At 40.7% G+C, this 15,511-nt stretch carries 14 protein-coding genes and 1 pseudogene; 9 read left to right on the forward strand and 6 right to left on the reverse strand.

Translation table 11 applies throughout. The features are described from left to right. Nucleotides 1-271: 271 nt before the first annotated feature. The 4 genes and pseudogenes from glpX to RMX89_RS20390 all read left to right on the forward strand — a co-directional run bounded on the left by glpX (nucleotide 272) and on the right by RMX89_RS20390 (nucleotide 3,727). Nucleotides 272-1,309 carry a class II fructose-bisphosphatase gene (glpX, locus tag RMX89_RS20375; RefSeq protein ID WP_322690219.1) on the forward strand — a complete coding sequence of 346 codons (1,038 nt, stop codon included), beginning with the start codon at nucleotides 272-274 and terminating at the stop codon, nucleotides 1,307-1,309. Between the two features lie 239 nt (nucleotides 1,310-1,548). Beyond that, a complete protein-coding gene (locus RMX89_RS20380; protein WP_322690220.1) occupies nucleotides 1,549-2,835 on the forward strand; it encodes a glutamyl-tRNA reductase in 1,287 nt (428 codons plus the stop codon). 100 nt (nucleotides 2,836-2,935) lie between these two features. Continuing rightward, nucleotides 2,936-3,091: pseudogene (locus RMX89_RS20385) on the forward strand (ArsR/SmtB family transcription factor); the annotation flags it as partial. A gap of 45 nt (nucleotides 3,092-3,136) precedes the next feature. Next, nucleotides 3,137-3,727, forward strand: a complete 591-nt coding sequence (locus tag RMX89_RS20390; RefSeq protein ID WP_322690221.1) for a Uma2 family endonuclease — start codon at nucleotides 3,137-3,139, stop codon at nucleotides 3,725-3,727. Nucleotides 3,728-3,922: 195 nt separating this feature from the next. Here RMX89_RS20390 and RMX89_RS20395 read toward each other — a convergent pair whose 3' ends face one another. Both RMX89_RS20395 and RMX89_RS20400 read right to left on the reverse strand, forming a co-directional pair. Further along, the gene (locus tag RMX89_RS20395) at nucleotides 3,923-4,705 is read right to left on the reverse strand and encodes an ABC transporter ATP-binding protein (RefSeq protein WP_322690222.1); all 783 of its coding nucleotides are present in this window, start codon (nucleotides 4,703-4,705) and stop codon (nucleotides 3,923-3,925) included. After that, entirely contained in the window at nucleotides 4,695-5,828 is a 1,134-nt protein-coding gene (locus tag RMX89_RS20400) for a branched-chain amino acid ABC transporter permease (RefSeq protein WP_322674984.1), read from the reverse strand. Before RMX89_RS20400 ends, RMX89_RS20395 begins: the two co-directional genes overlap by 11 nt. 247 nt (nucleotides 5,829-6,075) lie before the next feature. Between RMX89_RS20400 and RMX89_RS20405 the strand changes: the two genes are divergently transcribed. The 3 genes from RMX89_RS20405 to RMX89_RS20415 all read left to right on the forward strand — a co-directional run bounded on the left by RMX89_RS20405 (nucleotide 6,076) and on the right by RMX89_RS20415 (nucleotide 8,588). Further along, nucleotides 6,076-6,273, forward strand: coding sequence for a hypothetical protein (locus RMX89_RS20405; RefSeq protein ID WP_104907481.1), 198 nt, complete (start codon nucleotides 6,076-6,078; stop codon nucleotides 6,271-6,273). Nucleotides 6,274-6,447: 174 nt separating this feature from the next. Further along, a complete protein-coding gene (locus RMX89_RS20410) occupies nucleotides 6,448-6,705 on the forward strand; it encodes a cytotoxic translational repressor of toxin-antitoxin stability system (RefSeq protein WP_251959737.1) in 258 nt (85 codons plus the stop codon). 296 nt (nucleotides 6,706-7,001) lie between these two features. After that, nucleotides 7,002-8,588, forward strand: a complete 1,587-nt coding sequence (locus RMX89_RS20415; protein WP_322690223.1) for a glucose-6-phosphate isomerase — start codon at nucleotides 7,002-7,004, stop codon at nucleotides 8,586-8,588. 217 nt (nucleotides 8,589-8,805) lie between these two features. Here the strand turns inward: RMX89_RS20415 and RMX89_RS20420 are convergent, their stop codons facing one another. From RMX89_RS20420 to RMX89_RS20435, 4 genes are all read right to left on the reverse strand, one after another. Then, entirely contained in the window at nucleotides 8,806-9,465 is a 660-nt protein-coding gene (locus RMX89_RS20420; RefSeq protein ID WP_322674982.1) for a Nif11-like leader peptide family natural product precursor, read from the reverse strand. A gap of 622 nt (nucleotides 9,466-10,087) precedes the next feature. Continuing rightward, nucleotides 10,088-11,554: a DUF1802 family protein gene (locus tag RMX89_RS20425; protein ID WP_322690224.1), complete on the reverse strand. Its 1,467-nt coding sequence runs from the start codon at nucleotides 11,552-11,554 to the stop codon at nucleotides 10,088-10,090. After that, nucleotides 11,551-13,458, reverse strand: coding sequence for a P-loop NTPase fold protein (locus RMX89_RS20430; protein WP_322690225.1), 1,908 nt, complete (start codon nucleotides 13,456-13,458; stop codon nucleotides 11,551-11,553). The genes RMX89_RS20425 and RMX89_RS20430 overlap by 4 nt, the downstream gene beginning before the upstream one ends. A 63-nt stretch (nucleotides 13,459-13,521) precedes the next feature. Beyond that, on the reverse strand, nucleotides 13,522-14,211 hold the full coding sequence (locus RMX89_RS20435) for a hypothetical protein (protein WP_322690226.1): 690 nt from the start codon (nucleotides 14,209-14,211) through the stop codon (nucleotides 13,522-13,524). 331 nt (nucleotides 14,212-14,542) lie between these two features. On the opposite strand from RMX89_RS20435, the gene RMX89_RS20440 reads away from it, so the two are divergent. Both RMX89_RS20440 and RMX89_RS34550 read left to right on the forward strand, forming a co-directional pair. Then, nucleotides 14,543-15,025 carry a hypothetical protein gene (locus RMX89_RS20440; protein ID WP_322674976.1) on the forward strand — a complete coding sequence of 161 codons (483 nt, stop codon included), beginning with the start codon at nucleotides 14,543-14,545 and terminating at the stop codon, nucleotides 15,023-15,025. Between the two features lie 90 nt (nucleotides 15,026-15,115). Next, nucleotides 15,116-15,508 carry a translation initiation factor gene (locus RMX89_RS34550; RefSeq protein WP_322674975.1) on the forward strand — a complete coding sequence of 131 codons (393 nt, stop codon included), beginning with the start codon at nucleotides 15,116-15,118 and terminating at the stop codon, nucleotides 15,506-15,508. The last annotated feature ends 3 nt before the right edge of the window (nucleotides 15,509-15,511 follow it).

The raw sequence follows: 15,511 nt of genomic DNA on the forward strand, positions 1-15,511 counted from the left end.
TGACCTTTGTGAAGGTTGGCTGCTTGCAAAAGAGACTTAACGGGAAAAGTCAGCTACCCATTTGTGCAAGTTCTTAACTTAGTTGCTTTTAAACACGCTTTATACTGGAGTAGTTAAGAGTAAAAAATAAAGATGTGTTAACTGGCACTTTTGTAACCAGTTAGCAGTAAAACTTAACTTTCTTCCACGTGTATCCGCCCTTTGGTAGACTTGAAAACTGAAATGGCCAGATAAAGCGGCGGAAATTCAAGCAGTTGAGAGGGCAGACTCTGTGGAAAATACACTTGGGTTAGAGATTATTGAAGTAGTAGAGCAAGCGGCGATCGCATCCGCAAAGTGGATGGGTAAAGGCGAAAAAAACATCGCTGACCAGGTAGCTGTGGAAGCTATGCGGGAACGGATGAATAAAATCTATATGCGCGGTCGCATTGTGATTGGGGAAGGCGAACGCGACGACGCGCCTATGTTATACATCGGGGAAGAAGTTGGTATCTGTACTCAACCAAATGCCGAAGCTCTCTGTAATCCTGATGAACTAGTTGAAATTGATATCGCCGTTGACCCTTGTGAAGGTACGAACTTGGTAGCTTATGGACAACCTGGTTCGATGGCTGTCTTGGCAATTTCTGAAAAGGGTGGATTATTTGCTGCTCCTGACTTTTACATGAAAAAGTTAGCAGCACCTCCCGCAGCTAAGGGCAAGGTAGACATCAACAAGTCAGCAACAGAAAACCTGAAGATTCTCTCTGAGTGTCTAGAGCGCTCGATTGAAGAACTCGTAGTTGTGGTCATGAAGCGCGAACGCCACAACGATTTAATTAAAGAAATCCGTGAGGCTGGAGCAAGAGTCGCTCTAATTTCAGATGGTGATGTGGGTGCAGCCATTAGCTGTGGCTTTGCTGGAACTAATATCCACGCGCTGATGGGTATCGGTGCGGCTCCTGAAGGTGTAATCTCGGCAGCAGCAATGCGTGCCTTGGGTGGACATTTCCAAGGTCAACTGATCTACGATCCAGCAGTAGTAAAAACAGGTCTGATTGGAGAAAGCAGAGAAGCCAACATCGATCGCTTAAAGTCTATGAATATCAATGACCCTGATAAGGTCTATGATGCTCATGAACTGGCATCTGGTAAAACTGTTCTGTTCGCTGCTTGCGGCATTACCAGTGGTAATCTCATGGAAGGTGTACGTTTCTTCAGCGGTGGAGCAAGAACTCAAAGCTTGGTAATTTCCAACCAATCGAATACGGCTCGATTTGTTGATACAATTCACATGTTTGGTAAACCCAAGACTCTCCAACTGAACTAATTTTTAGGGAATGGGGAATGGTAAAAGTAGAGGTGAAGCATTAGGAAATAAATCTTTCTATGAAATGGAAAAATAGTTAACCAAATGCTTCATCGTTACACTAGTTAGTAGTTAGTATTTAGTGATTAGTTATTGTTTATTAGTTGGAAAAATTATCAACCAATAAACAAAAATTCCCCATTCCCTATTCTCACTCAATGCCCTATTTTCAACTACCAACTAGTAACTACATTTAGCAAATGAATATAGCAGTGGTGGGGTTAAGCCATAAAACAGCCCCAGTAGAAGTCCGGGAAAAACTGAGCATTCCAGAACCACAAATTGAAAGTGCGATCGCTCAACTGGCCAGCTATCCCCATATTGACGAAGTTGCAATTCTCAGCACTTGTAACCGCCTAGAAATTTATATTGTTGCCAGTGAAGCAGACCAAGGTATTCGGGAAGTAACGCAGTTTCTTGCGGAATATAGTAAATTACCCGTGCTTTCTCTACGACAACACTTATTTATGCTGCTACATGATGATGCAGTAATGCACGTTATGCGGGTAGCAGGTGGTTTAGATAGTCTGGTACTCGGAGAAGGTCAAATTCTGGCTCAGGTGAAAACTACTCACAAACTGGGACAGCAATATAGCGGTATAAAAACCATTTTGAATCGATTATTTAAACAAGCGCTGACAGCTGGGAAGCGGGTTCGCACTGAAACTAGTATTGGTACTGGCGCTGTCTCTATCAGTTCGGCAGCTGTGGAGTTAGCACAGCTAAAAGTGGCAAATTTGGCAGCTTGCCGAGTGGTAATTTTGGGTGCTGGTAAAATGTCGCGGCTGTTGGTGCAACACCTCATTTCTAAAGGTGCTGTGGAAATTAGTATTGTAAATCGCTCTCGCGATCGCGCCCAAGAATTAGCAAAGCTGTTCCCTCAACAACCGATCAAAATTCATCCACTATCGGAAATGATGAGCGTAATTGCCGATAGCGATCTAGTATTTACAAGTACTTCGGCAACAGAGCCAATACTTGACCGTGCCAAGTTAGAAATGATTTTAGAAGTTCAGCGCTCTTTAATGTTATTTGATATTTCTGTGCCGCGTAATGTCCATGCGGATGTAAATGAACTGGAAAATGTGCAAGCGTTTAATGTGGATGATTTGAAGGCTGTTGTAGCGCAAAACTACGAAAGCCGTCGGAAGATTGCACAGGAAGCCGAGCGACTTTTAGAAGAAGAAGTGGAAGCCTTTGATATTTGGTGGCGCAGTCTGGAAACTGTTACTACTATTAGCTGTCTGCGAAATAAAGTCGAAACCATCCGCGAACAAGAGTTAGAAAAAGCTTTGTCGAGATTGGGTTCGGAATTCGCTGACAAACATCAAGAAATAATAGAGGCATTAACACGGGGAATTGTCAATAAAATTTTACATGACCCGATGGTGCAATTGCGATCGCAGCAAGATGTGGAAGCCAGAAGGCGCTGTATGCAAACTCTGCAAATGCTGTTCAACCTGGATGCAGAGGAACAATTTAGTTAAATTTAACAACAAAATCCTCGGCTTCTGTGAGAAGTTGGGGATTTGAGCTTTTCAATTAGATATACTTCTAATTAGATAGATGTCTAATTAGAAGTAAGTTATGCAACCAGAGCAATTTAACATCTTACTCCGCTTTTTCAAGGCATTAGCGGATGATAGCCGATTGAAGATTGTAGGTATCCTGGCAAATCAGGAGTGCAGCGTTGAAGAATTGGCGGCGCTACTGCAACTGAAGGAACCGACGGTATCTCATCATTGATATGAGAGATGAGCAAACCGCACAATCATAGGTTGTATTTTTATGCAGTTAGAAACACAAAAATTTTCTTATACACCTGAAGAGTATTTAGAACTTGAAGAAAAAGCAGAATATAAAAGCGAATACCGTGATGGAGAAATTGTATCGATGACGGGTGGCACTACAAATCATAATAAAATTGCTTTAAATTTAGCTGCATCCTTAAAAATTACTTTAAGGCGTAAAAATTATGATGTTTATATTGGTGATGTGCGTTTATGGATACCCCGTTATCGTCAACATACATATCCTGATGTGATGGTGATTGAGGGACAACCTATTTATACAGGAACCAGCACAACAACGGTTATGAACCCGATGTTAATTGCTGAAGTTTTATCTAAATCGACTAAAAATTATGATCAAGGCGATAAGTTTCTTTATTATCGCTCTATTCCCGAATTCAAGGAATATATTTTAATTGACCAATATCAGTATCATGTGATGCAATATGTAAAAACTGCGGAAAGTCAATGGTCATTCACTGAACTTGAACATGAATCTGCAATTTTATCACTGCAAACGGTTGATTTTCAAATTGAATTGCGCGACCTTTATGAGCAAGTAAATTTTGCAGAAAATAACGAAGATTAAAAAATAAATCTCTGATTCACCCCGAATGCTGATTCAGTCAAAAAAATTAACTTGAAATTGTTTAGCGATTACTCTAATCTAAACACCATTAATAGTGTTCACTTTAACTTTGGACAAGTCACAGTATTTATGTACTTTTATTTGTCCAAAGTCCGATCGCTAAATACATTGCATAAACAGAAAGTCAATCACACTCTATTTTCCCAAATAAGCTTCTAAAACTTTGGGATTAGTTTGAATTTCTGCTGGCGTACCGTCAGCTAAATTTTGCCCTTCGGCAAGTACCCAAACACGATCGCACAAGGACATAACCACATCCATATTGTGTTCGATAATCAAAAAGGTCATCCCGTCTTGACGGTTCCAGGTGATAATGCGATCGCAAATATCATCAATCAGTTTCGGATTCACCCCAGCCGCCGGTTCATCCAACAAAATCAACTTGGGATTAGTCATCAGCGCTCGCCCCATTTCTAGCAGCTTGCGTTGTCCACCAGACAAGCCACCTGCGTAATCGTGTGCTTTTTTGGCCAAGCCTACTGACTCTAACAGGAACATTGCTCGCTCTTGCAATTGCTTTTCTTCCTTAGCGACAATGTGCGGTTGCAACTGCACCTGCCAAAAATTTTCACCCGTTTGTTTTTGCGCCGCCAGCAGCATATTTTCTAACACCGATAACCGCGAGAGAGTCCGTGCAACCTGAAAGGTGCGGATTACCCCCTGCTGGGCGATTTGATATGGTTGCAAATTGTGAATCGGTTCGCCGTCAAAAATCACTCGTCCCTTATCGGGGCGGATGAAGTTTGAGAGTAAGTTAAATAAAGTAGTTTTACCAGCACCATTGGGGCCAATCAAGCCCGTAATGCTGCCTTTAGCAACTTCGATTTTCGCCTCATTAACTGCTTTGACACCACCAAAGCTTTTAGAAAGTCCAGTGGCTGCTAGAAGGGGAAGTGGAGATGAATAGTTATTTACCAAGGGTGAGTTCCTCTTTTTTCCCTAAGATACCTTGAGGACGCCAAATCATCAGTACCATCAAAATTAGTCCGATTACCATGATCCGAAATGCACCCAAACGCGCTTCATCAAGGGTAACGATTCTGGGTAAGACTTCCCGCGTTAGTGCATCGTAGGCAAAGAAAATTACCGCACCTAAGATTGTGCCGACATTATTCCCAGAACCGCCTAAAATCACCATAATCCAAGTGTCAAAGGTGATCTGCGGTTGAAAATTATCAGGGTAAATGGCTCCCAGTTGCCAAGCGAAGAAAGCACCAGCGATACCCGCGATCGCACCGCCTAACATGAGAGATTGTAATTTATACCAAAAAACATTTTTTCCCAGCGCTTTGGGAATTTCTTCATCTTCGCGGATGGCTTTGAGAATTCTACCCCAAGGCGATCGCACCAAAATTTCTAAGCGCCAGTATACAAATGCTAAAACCAAAAGCAACACCAGCATTAAACCTGCTTTTGGGTTGTAGTTATACAATCCGATTACCCCAGAAATATAAATCGCTGCCGCCAAAAGTGCTAACACAATTCCCACACCCAAGCGTGATGCAAATTCTTGCTTGCTAGTCGTCCTTTTGCCCAAATCAGTAGTTCGAGATATTTGAGTGGTGCGAATCCATTGCCACAAAGTAAAGAAAGTTACAGCAGCCAGCAGCGTTAAAAGCCCAATCATTATTAATCTGACAAACAAACTTGGTTCTGTGGATAGGGGTATGGGATAACTTTGCACACCAAACGCCCCAGAAACCCAAGTGTCACCCACAGGTAATTCCTGATTATTTACCACCAAACGAATTAATTCGCCCGTACCAATGGTGACAATTCCTAGATAATCTTCTCGTAAGCGGAGAGTTACAAAACCAATTATCAAACCCAACAAAGCAGCGACAATTGCCCCAACCAGTGCTGATACAAGTAAGGGTACGCCCTTTAAGCTTAACAATACCGTTGTATATGCTCCCAGAGTCATGAAAGCAATATGACCAAAGTTAATTAATCCCGTAAAGCCCCACTGTAAATTCAGTCCTAGTGCGAATAAAGCAAAAAGTGCTGTAGAAATTGCTAAGAAAATGAGATAGTCAACCATATTAAATTATTTGGGAATTGGGAATTGGGCATTGGGCATTGGGCATTGGGCGTTAGGAGTGCTGAGTGCTGAGTTAGGAGTTAAGAGTTTTGTTTATCTCCTTGTCCCCTCATCTCCCCTGCTCCCCTGCCCCTCTGCCCCTCTGCCCCCCGCGCTGGGCGAATAAATTTTAGCGTAGCTTGAGCGTAGCTAATTTTATGGGAATACTATTTATTGTTGGTGTTTGGTGGTAGGGAATAATTGACGTATGAATTTGCTGCGACTTAGAATGCATCACTTAATCGAGCAATTAGGCGATGACGATTTGCAAGACATTTGGAATGTTCTTGAAGCTTTACATTATGACTTTTATATGCTCAAAGCGATACAAAAAGTCAAGCGATCGCAGCAACCGTGGGATATCTTAACCCATGAAGAAGCGGTCAGACTGTTGATGTTTTTCTGATTCAGCAGCGCTTTTGATAGCATAAGTTTGGCGTAAATAAGCCACCCATTTGAAATGTCTAAAACCCTTACGCAATAGTAATTACGAATTACGACTTACGAATTACGAATTACGAATTACGCAAAGCGGTACTAGTGCCAGTGGCCCCTCAAGTTTTGGTGAAGGTAACGCCCAGTGAGTCTGGAAATGCGCTATGCCAGGTCTTTTTTGCTAGACCTGAAGAATTTAGAACCTGCCGCCTACGAGCGGGTACATGATTTTGTTTTTATTGAGTTAGCCCAAAAGTGGCAGTTGAGCGATCTAAAAGAACTGCGACAGCTTGATAGTGAAGGCATTTTTCACCGCTTCACCCTAGACAATTATCTGATTGGTATAGAAATTAGGGGTGAAATTGTGAAATTTCTGCGTGTCATCCCTATGCCAGATGTTTAAAGTCAAGAGTCAATCAATTTTGGATTTTGGAATTGCGGATTTTGGATTTGTTCCACCTACGTTCGCTTTCTTGGCACGTTCGCGGTAGCGTCTGGTAAAGAAGTGCGGGGCATCAACCGAAATAATTTTTAATCTAAAACTTGTACTGAGCGGAGTCGAAGTATCTAAAATTTAAAATCTAAAATTGGCACGGTCAAAGGAACACTGAAAACTGTAAACTGTATAAGGCTAGGCAGGGATCGCTATAACCTTACATTAAACTGGTTTTTGAAAAACACTTTATTTGAGATTTCCCTATGGATGCTAGGGCACTTTGGCAACGATACCAAAACTGGTTATATTTCCACGAGGGATTGGGATTGTACTTAGACGTGAGTCGGATACGGTTCGATGATGCCTTTGTGGATTCGTTGCAGCCGAAGTTTGACAAGGCGTTTGCGGATATGGCTCAACTAGAGAAGGGTGCGATCGCAAATCCCGACGAGAACCGCATGGTTGGACACTACTGGCTGCGAAATCCTGATTTAGCACCAGCTCCAGAACTTACACAAGAAATAGTTCAAACCCTAGAACAAATCGAAGCTTTTGCGGAAAAAGTCCAAACAGGTGCTATCCATCCTCCCAGAGCCAGCCGATTCACGGATATTATCTCCATTGGCATTGGTGGTTCCGCTCTTGGCCCCCAATTCGTCGCGGAAGCTCTTGCTCCTGATTTCCCGCCCCTGAAACTTCACTTTATCGATAACAACGATCCCGCAGGTATCGATCGCGTTCTCAATCATCTACGGAATAGCCTTGCCAGCACTTTGGTATTGGTAATCTCCAAATCTGGGGGAACGCCGGAACCTCGCAACGGCATGATTGAAGTTAAAAAAGCATACGCCGGACATAATTTGGAGTTTGCCCAATATGCGGTAGCAATTACCAGCGTTGATAGCAACCTCGATAAACTGGCCAAAGAAGAAGGCTGGCTGGCGAGATTTCCCATGTATGACTGGGTAGGAGGACGCACCTCAGAAATGTCTGCTGTAGGGCTAGTACCAGCGGCATTACAGGGCATTGATGTCCACGCTATCCTAGATGGCGCAAAAGAGATGGATGACGCTACCCGCGTCCCAGATGTAAAAAATAACCCAGCAGCCTTGCTTGCTTTGTCTTGGTACTTTGCAGGCAATGGAAAGGGCGAAAAAGATATGGTTGTCCTACCTTACAAGGACAGCTTATTTTTATTCAGTCGCTATTTGCAACAGCTGGTGATGGAATCCTTGGGTAAGGAAAAAGACTTAGACGGCAATGTAGTCCATCAAGGTATCGCCGTTTACGGCAACAAAGGCTCAACAGATCAACACGCTTATGTCCAGCAGTTACGCGAGGGTGTAGCGAATTTCTTTGCTACCTTTATTGAAGTGTTGGAAGATCGTCAAGGGCCATCTACTGAAATAGATCCTGGAGTTACATCAGGCGATTATCTTTCCGGTTTTCTCCAAGGAACCCGACAAGCGCTTTATGAAAATCACCGCGATTCGATTACAGTCACGATTCCCCAAGTTAATCCCCGAACTGTAGGGGCATTAATTGCTTTGTATGAACGTGCTGTTGGTTTATATGCTAGTTTGGTCAACGTTAACGCCTACCATCAACCAGGTGTAGAAGCTGGCAAAAAAGCTGCCGCCTCCATTCTCGATTTACAAACACGAGTAGTAGCGGTGCTACAAAAAGAAAAAACTCCCCTTTCTCTTGACGAACTCGCCGAGAAGGCAGGCGCATCAGACCAAGTTGAGGCAATTTACAAGATTTTGCGTCACATCCATGCCAATCAGCGGGGTGTAGTTTTACAAGGCAATCTTCAGAAACCCGGTAGTTTGACCGTTTCTGCTAGCTGATAGCTCTAATCTAAATCTTAGATTTTGTCCAAAATTGTTGTCTCAACAACAATTTTTTATTGTGAAGCATCCTAAATAGAAGATATATCTTCTGTCTAGGATGCTTCACTGTATAATTCGTAATTCGTAATTCGTAATTCGTAATTAAGTTTGATCGCTCAATATCGTTCGTCTAAATGTTGCTTTCTTCTCTTCCTTTGCCTAATTACGAATTATTTTAATTATGAATTGCCATCAGGCGTTGATTAAAGTAACTCTTGGGTAAAAAACAGCGATCGGGTAAAAAAGGATTGTTGAGATTTTGACATAAGAAAGTGCTGGGTTTATCCCGATGACAAAATGGTGGCACGATTCCCCAATGTTCTGCTAGCCAAATCCAGTATCCTGTTTCAATTCTGCCGTAGCTTGATACTGTGAGAATTTCTCCAACGCTGTTGTTAATAGATACTAAATCTGATGATGATTTGATGTCAATTAATAGCCATGCTAACTCATCTATAGAAAAGTAATAGCCATTTTCGGCAGCGATGTCGATGAACTGTTGTGGCTCTTTAGCTATTAGTAATTCTTCTTTGAGAGATGGCGTTTTTTGGGCAATATCGAAAAGATCCCAAATCTGTCTTCTCGTAACTAGAAACCAGGCAAGTTCTTCTGCGGTCAAATTATAACCGTTTTCTCTTGCTAACTTGAGAAACGGCTCAAGGCTATCTGTTTCTGCTAGTTGACTTTTCAACTGGAAAGTTTGCTCTACTAGTGACAAGAAATCAATAATCTTTTGCCATGTCACTTTGTCAAAGTTTTTGTTAAATTTTATTTTTTCTTTCCAATAAATGTATTTATCTTCTTTAAGAAAGAAATTCCAAATTTGATAATACATGGGTCATCTTGCCTAAGTTGTAAACTTGGTAGAGGTTTATGATTAATGAACACCAGTGTAGTAAGTATAATGTGTTTCTTCGACAGTACTAAATTTTTATCTCATGTAAATGAAGTCACACAGTAGTTAAGTATAAAACTTTTGTAAAGTTTGTAACTATAAATAATAGTTACTGAGAAAAATATGAAAGATTGCGATGCCTTGTGGTGGGTTGCAACTAAGATTTTTATTGCTTCTCATAAAATAAAATTAAGTCAATAAATAGTATTAATTATTCATGAAGTAATTAATTGTAAAGCAATCTGTAGTTTAGTTATTTTTAAAAAAACTGCATATTTCTACGGAGAAGAAAGCTAAGTATAGCGTATTGTAGAGAAGGTAAGAGGTTAATTGAGGTTTTTTTTATAGCCATCTAAATAGTAAAATTACATAGAAAGTTCCAGCGATCGCCTGTATCTTCCTATTAACTAAAGTTAAGGCAGCACTAAAAAATGGGGTTAGTGAATTATTAGGTTTATATCTCAACTTTAAGATAAATGCGATCGCACTTCAGTTATTTTTAAACGAACTGCAAAGTACGCCAAGAGCGCGAAGGTAAGAAAAGAGATATATTTTACTATATTTAGTTAATAGATAAATTGCGGAGAAAGTAAAAGCGATCGCTCTTCCAATCACTACCTTTAATTCGTCCTAAGTAGCCTGTTAAAGGTGAGGAAAGTTCAATTATTAAATCATGAACTACTTCATCATTTAATCGGGGATTATGAGTAGCATTGTAATGAACGCGAATTTCTGTAACTGTGAAACTTGGATGTATAGTTTTTGCATTTTCATTGTCTTGTTCAGAAAGTTCTTTGACTGCTGTGATAATCTGCGCTCGCAGACTAATATCTGTATAAACTTGGTCAATATATTTTTCTACTTCCTCATCAGATTGACCTGCTTTTAAATATTCTTTTAGCTTAAATAAGTCTACCGAGTTGCAATGGTTGCTTTGCAATTTGACTAACTTCTGAAGCGTTTCTGGTTTAATGATAGCCATACCTTGTATTTTTGCAGCGTCTTGTAGTTGGGTTGTTGGTTCACCAGGGCCAATAATTAATTTAGCAGCCTGATTAAAAAGGTCTGGTCGGCGTAACATTCCCAAATTCAATAGTTGCACTGCGGTATCATTGGGAATCTTTCTACCTGCTTTGCATTCACCAAATAATGGGTATGGTTTGGAACAAAATAAATCTAAACCACCTGCACCGCCTTTGTGAGCATAATCAATCGTAAATCCCAGAAGTTCTAAACTATCACGCACTACATTTTCAAAATCTGTACCAGCTTGATAGTTAGTTTTTTTCTCCTCTAGCTCAATACTGCGATCGCCCAATTTTGCAATATCATTTATCCAAGCTAAATTTGCATTGGGTTGCTTAATGAGCTTGTCACTACTCCAACCCAAAAATGCTTTGATATCGTCGTCTAATTGTTTCGCTGCTGGTTGGCTAATGGTTAAGGATGCGATCGCACTCTGCAATTGTTCTAATTCAGGATGCAGCGGGGGTTCTAGCTTTTCTAATTGGTGTTTCCGTTGGGCGAAGGTGCGATCGTTTAATACTGGTAAATCAACAGATACCTTCAACGGATCAGGTAAACCTATAAACTGGCTTTGTGGATTCACAGATATTTCAATTGGCTCAGACAACAAATAGACACGCAAATAAGCAAGAAAGATATGCTTCCTTCGCAGCAAAATCTCTTGTAATCCTTTTGTTGTCCAAATATTTAATTGTGACAAAGCTTTTAACGATTCTGAGTTATTTACGATTTGGCACAGTTCACACTTACCCCAAGATTGAATCCAGACTGTTTCAGAATTTATTTGAGTAATAGCTTTCTGTATAACCGTCAAGAAGTTTGATTTGTAGTATTGTTCATCGGGTAATACATTGGTTGAGTTTGCAGACGGATAGAGAGCAAAGGAACGCCCCGGATGAATAAATGTCCGGGGTAGAGCTATAATTATTCGACCCTGTAGCAAACCTTCAACATCGGGAGAAGGTAGACATAAGGCAGTATTAAGCAAAATTAGATTACTCATAAACCAAGTTTAACCATTAAATTATCAAGCATAGCGTCTAGTTCTTTCGTTACATTTTGATTTTGTATAGGCTGAGTTTCAGGAACACATTCTTCATTTATTAAGCCACTGGGAATTTGACCAGATGGATCACTTAAAATTTCACGTATTAAGTAGTTGTCAACTGCAATTTTGTGTTTAACTACAAACTTAGAAATTTCTTCTTCACTAACTTCATAATCTTTGCAAGCTTGCTGAACAAATAAAATTGCTAAAAGAGGCTTAATATCCTCAATACTAAGTTTTACGAATTCTCCTCCTAAATTTTTAGAAAGCAGTTCATCTAAATGTTCTTTTCCTTTAGTATTAGTTTTCACGTCTTTGGCACGAACTAAGCAGCCACGAGTCATATCAAATTTTTTATAATCTATTAATCTCCTCAAGGCAGCACTCACAAATTTATTGCTAGATTCTTGCACCACTGCTACTACTATTTTGATAACTCTTCCATCTTCCTTACCAATAACTCTAAAGTTGAGGTAGCCTTTGTCTACATTTTTGACTATAACTTCCTCAACCTCATCTATTGTTACTCTCTCTACAGTTTCGCCTTTCAGAGTTAATAAACAAAAACGTATAGCATCAGCTATGGTATTACTGTCTTCAAAGTAATTGTCTATTGTATTATCAAGTGCTGTAAGTTCTTTATTAAAAGCTTTTTCAATTTTATGTAGTGGATCTACTTGCACCAGTGGTACACCCGGCAAATTACAATTATTTGTACACCACTGTAAAACCTTTCTAACTATTGGTTTTTCTTTACCAAGCTCTCGTAAATTATTCTCATCAAAAGGATAGACAGGATGAGGTGGAGTTAAGTTATTCGTATCATAAAAATCTTTCAGCCAGTGCGAAACAAGAGTTACTACATCATCACTATTAAGATGCCTTAAATCAAATTTCTTTTCACCAATTCTATCAATAACTGAATCTGCTTGTGGTACAACTTTAACTTGTTGCGTCCAAGTTTCATCGAACATAGCTAGAATTAAGACTCCACGTTTAATTTTGCTATATATATCTTTTGCAAACAGAGCAATAACCTGTGCCCTTGTAAAACCTTGCTCATTACAATTGACGCTTTCTAACTCATCAAAGCAGATGACTATTGTCCTGTAATCACCAATTAAGTCTAGAATTTGACATACTGTTTGGAATGCTTCAGCTTCTTTATCGTCTTGACTAGTATTTGGTAATCCCATAGAGTCAGCTTGTGACTGTGCTAAGTCTCTGCCAGCAAGCCAATTAATTGCAAATGAAACTTTATCTAAAGAAAGTGTCCATAGGATAGCCTGAATCAAATAAGGATTTTCAATATTTGACTTAAGTTTCAGTACTTTAGCAGTCAAAGCATCAACGATTTTGGGATGTTGAGCTAAAACCCCAGGAAATCGCTTCATTAACTCTTGAGGAGTGTAGCTTGACTTATATACCTCATTGACTAAAGTAGTTGCGATCTCTTGCCATTGCATCACATTTTGATTACCAGTCTGTTTTAGACTAGATGCCAATGTGTTTAAAAATTTAGAATGTATTTTGTTTGAGTCACCATAATCAACTTCGCTCATATAGACAAAAAAACTATCACCTTCATACTGAATATGGCGACGAATTCTACTCATTAAGTGACTTTTACCTAGTCCTTTTTCAGCTTTAATAGTTATACCAATAACTGAACGTTTTCCTGTACTGATTTGCTCTATTGCCTGATAAACAGCATCTGATGCATGAGCATTTATGGAAGGAACATCAGGAAAAGTTTTGTTCCAGATATCATAATTTCTGACTACTAGTGATCTATCAAATGGGTTATGGCTTGTAATAGCTTTGTTGATGTCTGAGTATGAAGAGAAAGAATTAATCATGATTGTGCATCTTCTGAAAATAATTACTAAGAAATAAAAGGGGAAAAAATCGAGTAACTTAGTTTAAAAATTGAGGCGTTTAGCATAACAGCGTAATCCACTGACTTTAGTAGTAATGGAATCTTCAATCTTGTCGGGGGCGCTATCTTCTATGCTTCCACCCTGAAGTTGCAAAATGTCCTTCTCCTGAATTTCTAGCAGCCATGTATTGAAATCTTCACGACTAACCCGATCGCCTATTTCTCTCCTGATACGATAAATTGGCACAAGATCATCTAGGTTATAGTTTTGGTTCAGCTTGTCGTATACTTCCAACGCCACAGATTTAAACTCGTCGTAAGATGCGATTCCTTCTCTTCGAGACGCTACGCGAATAGAAAGCTCGGCTAACGCACCTTTCCCATTAACTGGTACATCTGCACCAACTACCGCAACATCAATCTGACTAATCCACTTCACCAACGCATTCGCTGCCCAAGTACCGACAATCGTCCCTTCAAACTTAAACTCGCCACTTTTCAAACCCTCACCCAACACCTCTAAACCCTTGGGAGATGTCAGAGAATATCCTTTTTTGGAGATTGCGATCGCACCCTGCTTCTGTAATTCCTCGAATATGCCCTGATAATCTGCCACCTTCTGGCTTTTGGCTACAATTCGCTTAGTGAGTTGACCCTTCTTAACTTCCTGCTGCGTTCCTCCCAAATCCCACAAAGCCAAAAGAAGACGAGTGCTAGTATTTTTTGATGTCATATTGAGTATACTTTTTGACAAAAAGTATCATAGTAACTGTATCTTTCTAAGATATTTACATAGAAAAAATAACCGAGAAATTGCTGAATATTTCAGCTAAATAGATTTATAAAAAATCAACAATATATTTCTTTGGGATGAATGCAGTTTCTCTCAAAGGCAGGATGGAAGACTTGAAAAAACCGATGATCATGAAAGTGAAACGCTGTAGCTGGTGCAGTTACAAATTAAGTGAAATATGTTTTTTCAATCCCAGGTGAAATAACAGGATTTCTAACTTGGTTTTTGCAACAGCAAGGCTTTTAGCAAATACAGGTGATGAAGAAATCCAATGAACACAATATATAAAGAACGTAAAATAGTTTCGCGTCTATTTGCAGTGCTGCTTTCGGCATTGCTAATGGTACCCTTGCTGAGTAGCTGTGGAGGCGGTTCCCAAAAAGCTTCAGCACCACCACCTGTTGATGATACCGTCGGTAGAACAGTGAGCGATCGCCAAACCGAAGCGAAGAAGGGCTTGTCTACAGGGCAGAAAGTTGCTATTTTGGCAGGTGCTGCGGGACTTTATTACCTCTACAACCAACATAAAAATGCTCCCCAAGAAGGAGCGCAAGGTAAGTACTATCTTTCCAAGAACGGACGTGTATATTACCGTGATGCTGAACATCGCGCTCACTGGGTAACGCCACCAGCAGAAGGAATTCGAGTACCGGAATCTGAAGCACAAAAGTATCGGGAATTCCAAGGCTATAACCGGAGTGCTACAGGTCGCGATCTAACTGGTATAACTTCATCCGCAGCTCCAGCACTCTAGATCGGCGAAGCGTGTGTACAAAGCGGGTTTCCTGGAGGATAACGCCGATCGCGCCCGTCGGAAACACGAACTTAAATCAGGAGACAGATTATGGTAAATGAATTTTTCCGAAAGGCGAAAGACTTACTTTTGGGATCGAACAGCGATCAAGCCGATCAAGATGCCGAATTCCGCGATCGCAATGTACGTCCAGCTAGCGAAGATCCCTACGGCGATCCCGCAGACCCAGCATCTTACGGCAATGTTCGCCCAGCTAGTGAAGACCCCTACGGCGACCCCGCAGATATCTCGTCTTACGGCAATGTTCGCCCAGCTAGTGAAGACCCCTACGGCGACCCCGCAGATATCTCGTCTTACGGCAATGTTCGCCCAGCTAGTGAAGACCCCTACGGCGACCCCGCAGACACAGGGGAATTTGGTGATGTCCGCCCAGCCAGCGAAGACCCCTACGGCGACCCCGCAGATCAAGATTACCGCCGTTAACGC

The sequence above is a fragment of the Nostoc sp. DedSLP04 genome (assembly GCF_034530775.1).
Taxonomy (GTDB): domain Bacteria; phylum Cyanobacteriota; class Cyanobacteriia; order Cyanobacteriales; family Nostocaceae; genus Nostoc.

Coding starts and splice junctions, on each gene's coding strand:
- RMX89_RS20380 (WP_322690220.1), top strand. CDS start 1,549: ATGAATATAGCAGTGGTGGGGTTAAGCCATAAAACAGCCCCAGTAGAA.
- RMX89_RS20390 (WP_322690221.1), top strand. CDS start 3,137: ATGCAGTTAGAAACACAAAAATTTTCTTATACACCTGAAGAGTATTTA.
- RMX89_RS20400 (WP_322674984.1), bottom strand. CDS start 5,828: ATGGTTGACTATCTCATTTTCTTAGCAATTTCTACAGCACTTTTTGCT.
- RMX89_RS20405 (WP_104907481.1), top strand. CDS start 6,076: ATGAATTTGCTGCGACTTAGAATGCATCACTTAATCGAGCAATTAGGC.
- RMX89_RS20415 (WP_322690223.1), top strand. CDS start 7,002: ATGGATGCTAGGGCACTTTGGCAACGATACCAAAACTGGTTATATTTC.
- RMX89_RS20420 (WP_322674982.1), bottom strand. CDS start 9,465: ATGTATTATCAAATTTGGAATTTCTTTCTTAAAGAAGATAAATACATT.
- RMX89_RS20425 (WP_322690224.1), bottom strand. CDS start 11,554: ATGAGTAATCTAATTTTGCTTAATACTGCCTTATGTCTACCTTCTCCC.
- RMX89_RS20430 (WP_322690225.1), bottom strand. CDS start 13,458: ATGATTAATTCTTTCTCTTCATACTCAGACATCAACAAAGCTATTACA.
- RMX89_RS20435 (WP_322690226.1), bottom strand. CDS start 14,211: ATGACATCAAAAAATACTAGCACTCGTCTTCTTTTGGCTTTGTGGGAT.
- RMX89_RS20440 (WP_322674976.1), top strand. CDS start 14,543: ATGAACACAATATATAAAGAACGTAAAATAGTTTCGCGTCTATTTGCA.
- RMX89_RS34550 (WP_322674975.1), top strand. CDS start 15,116: ATGGTAAATGAATTTTTCCGAAAGGCGAAAGACTTACTTTTGGGATCG.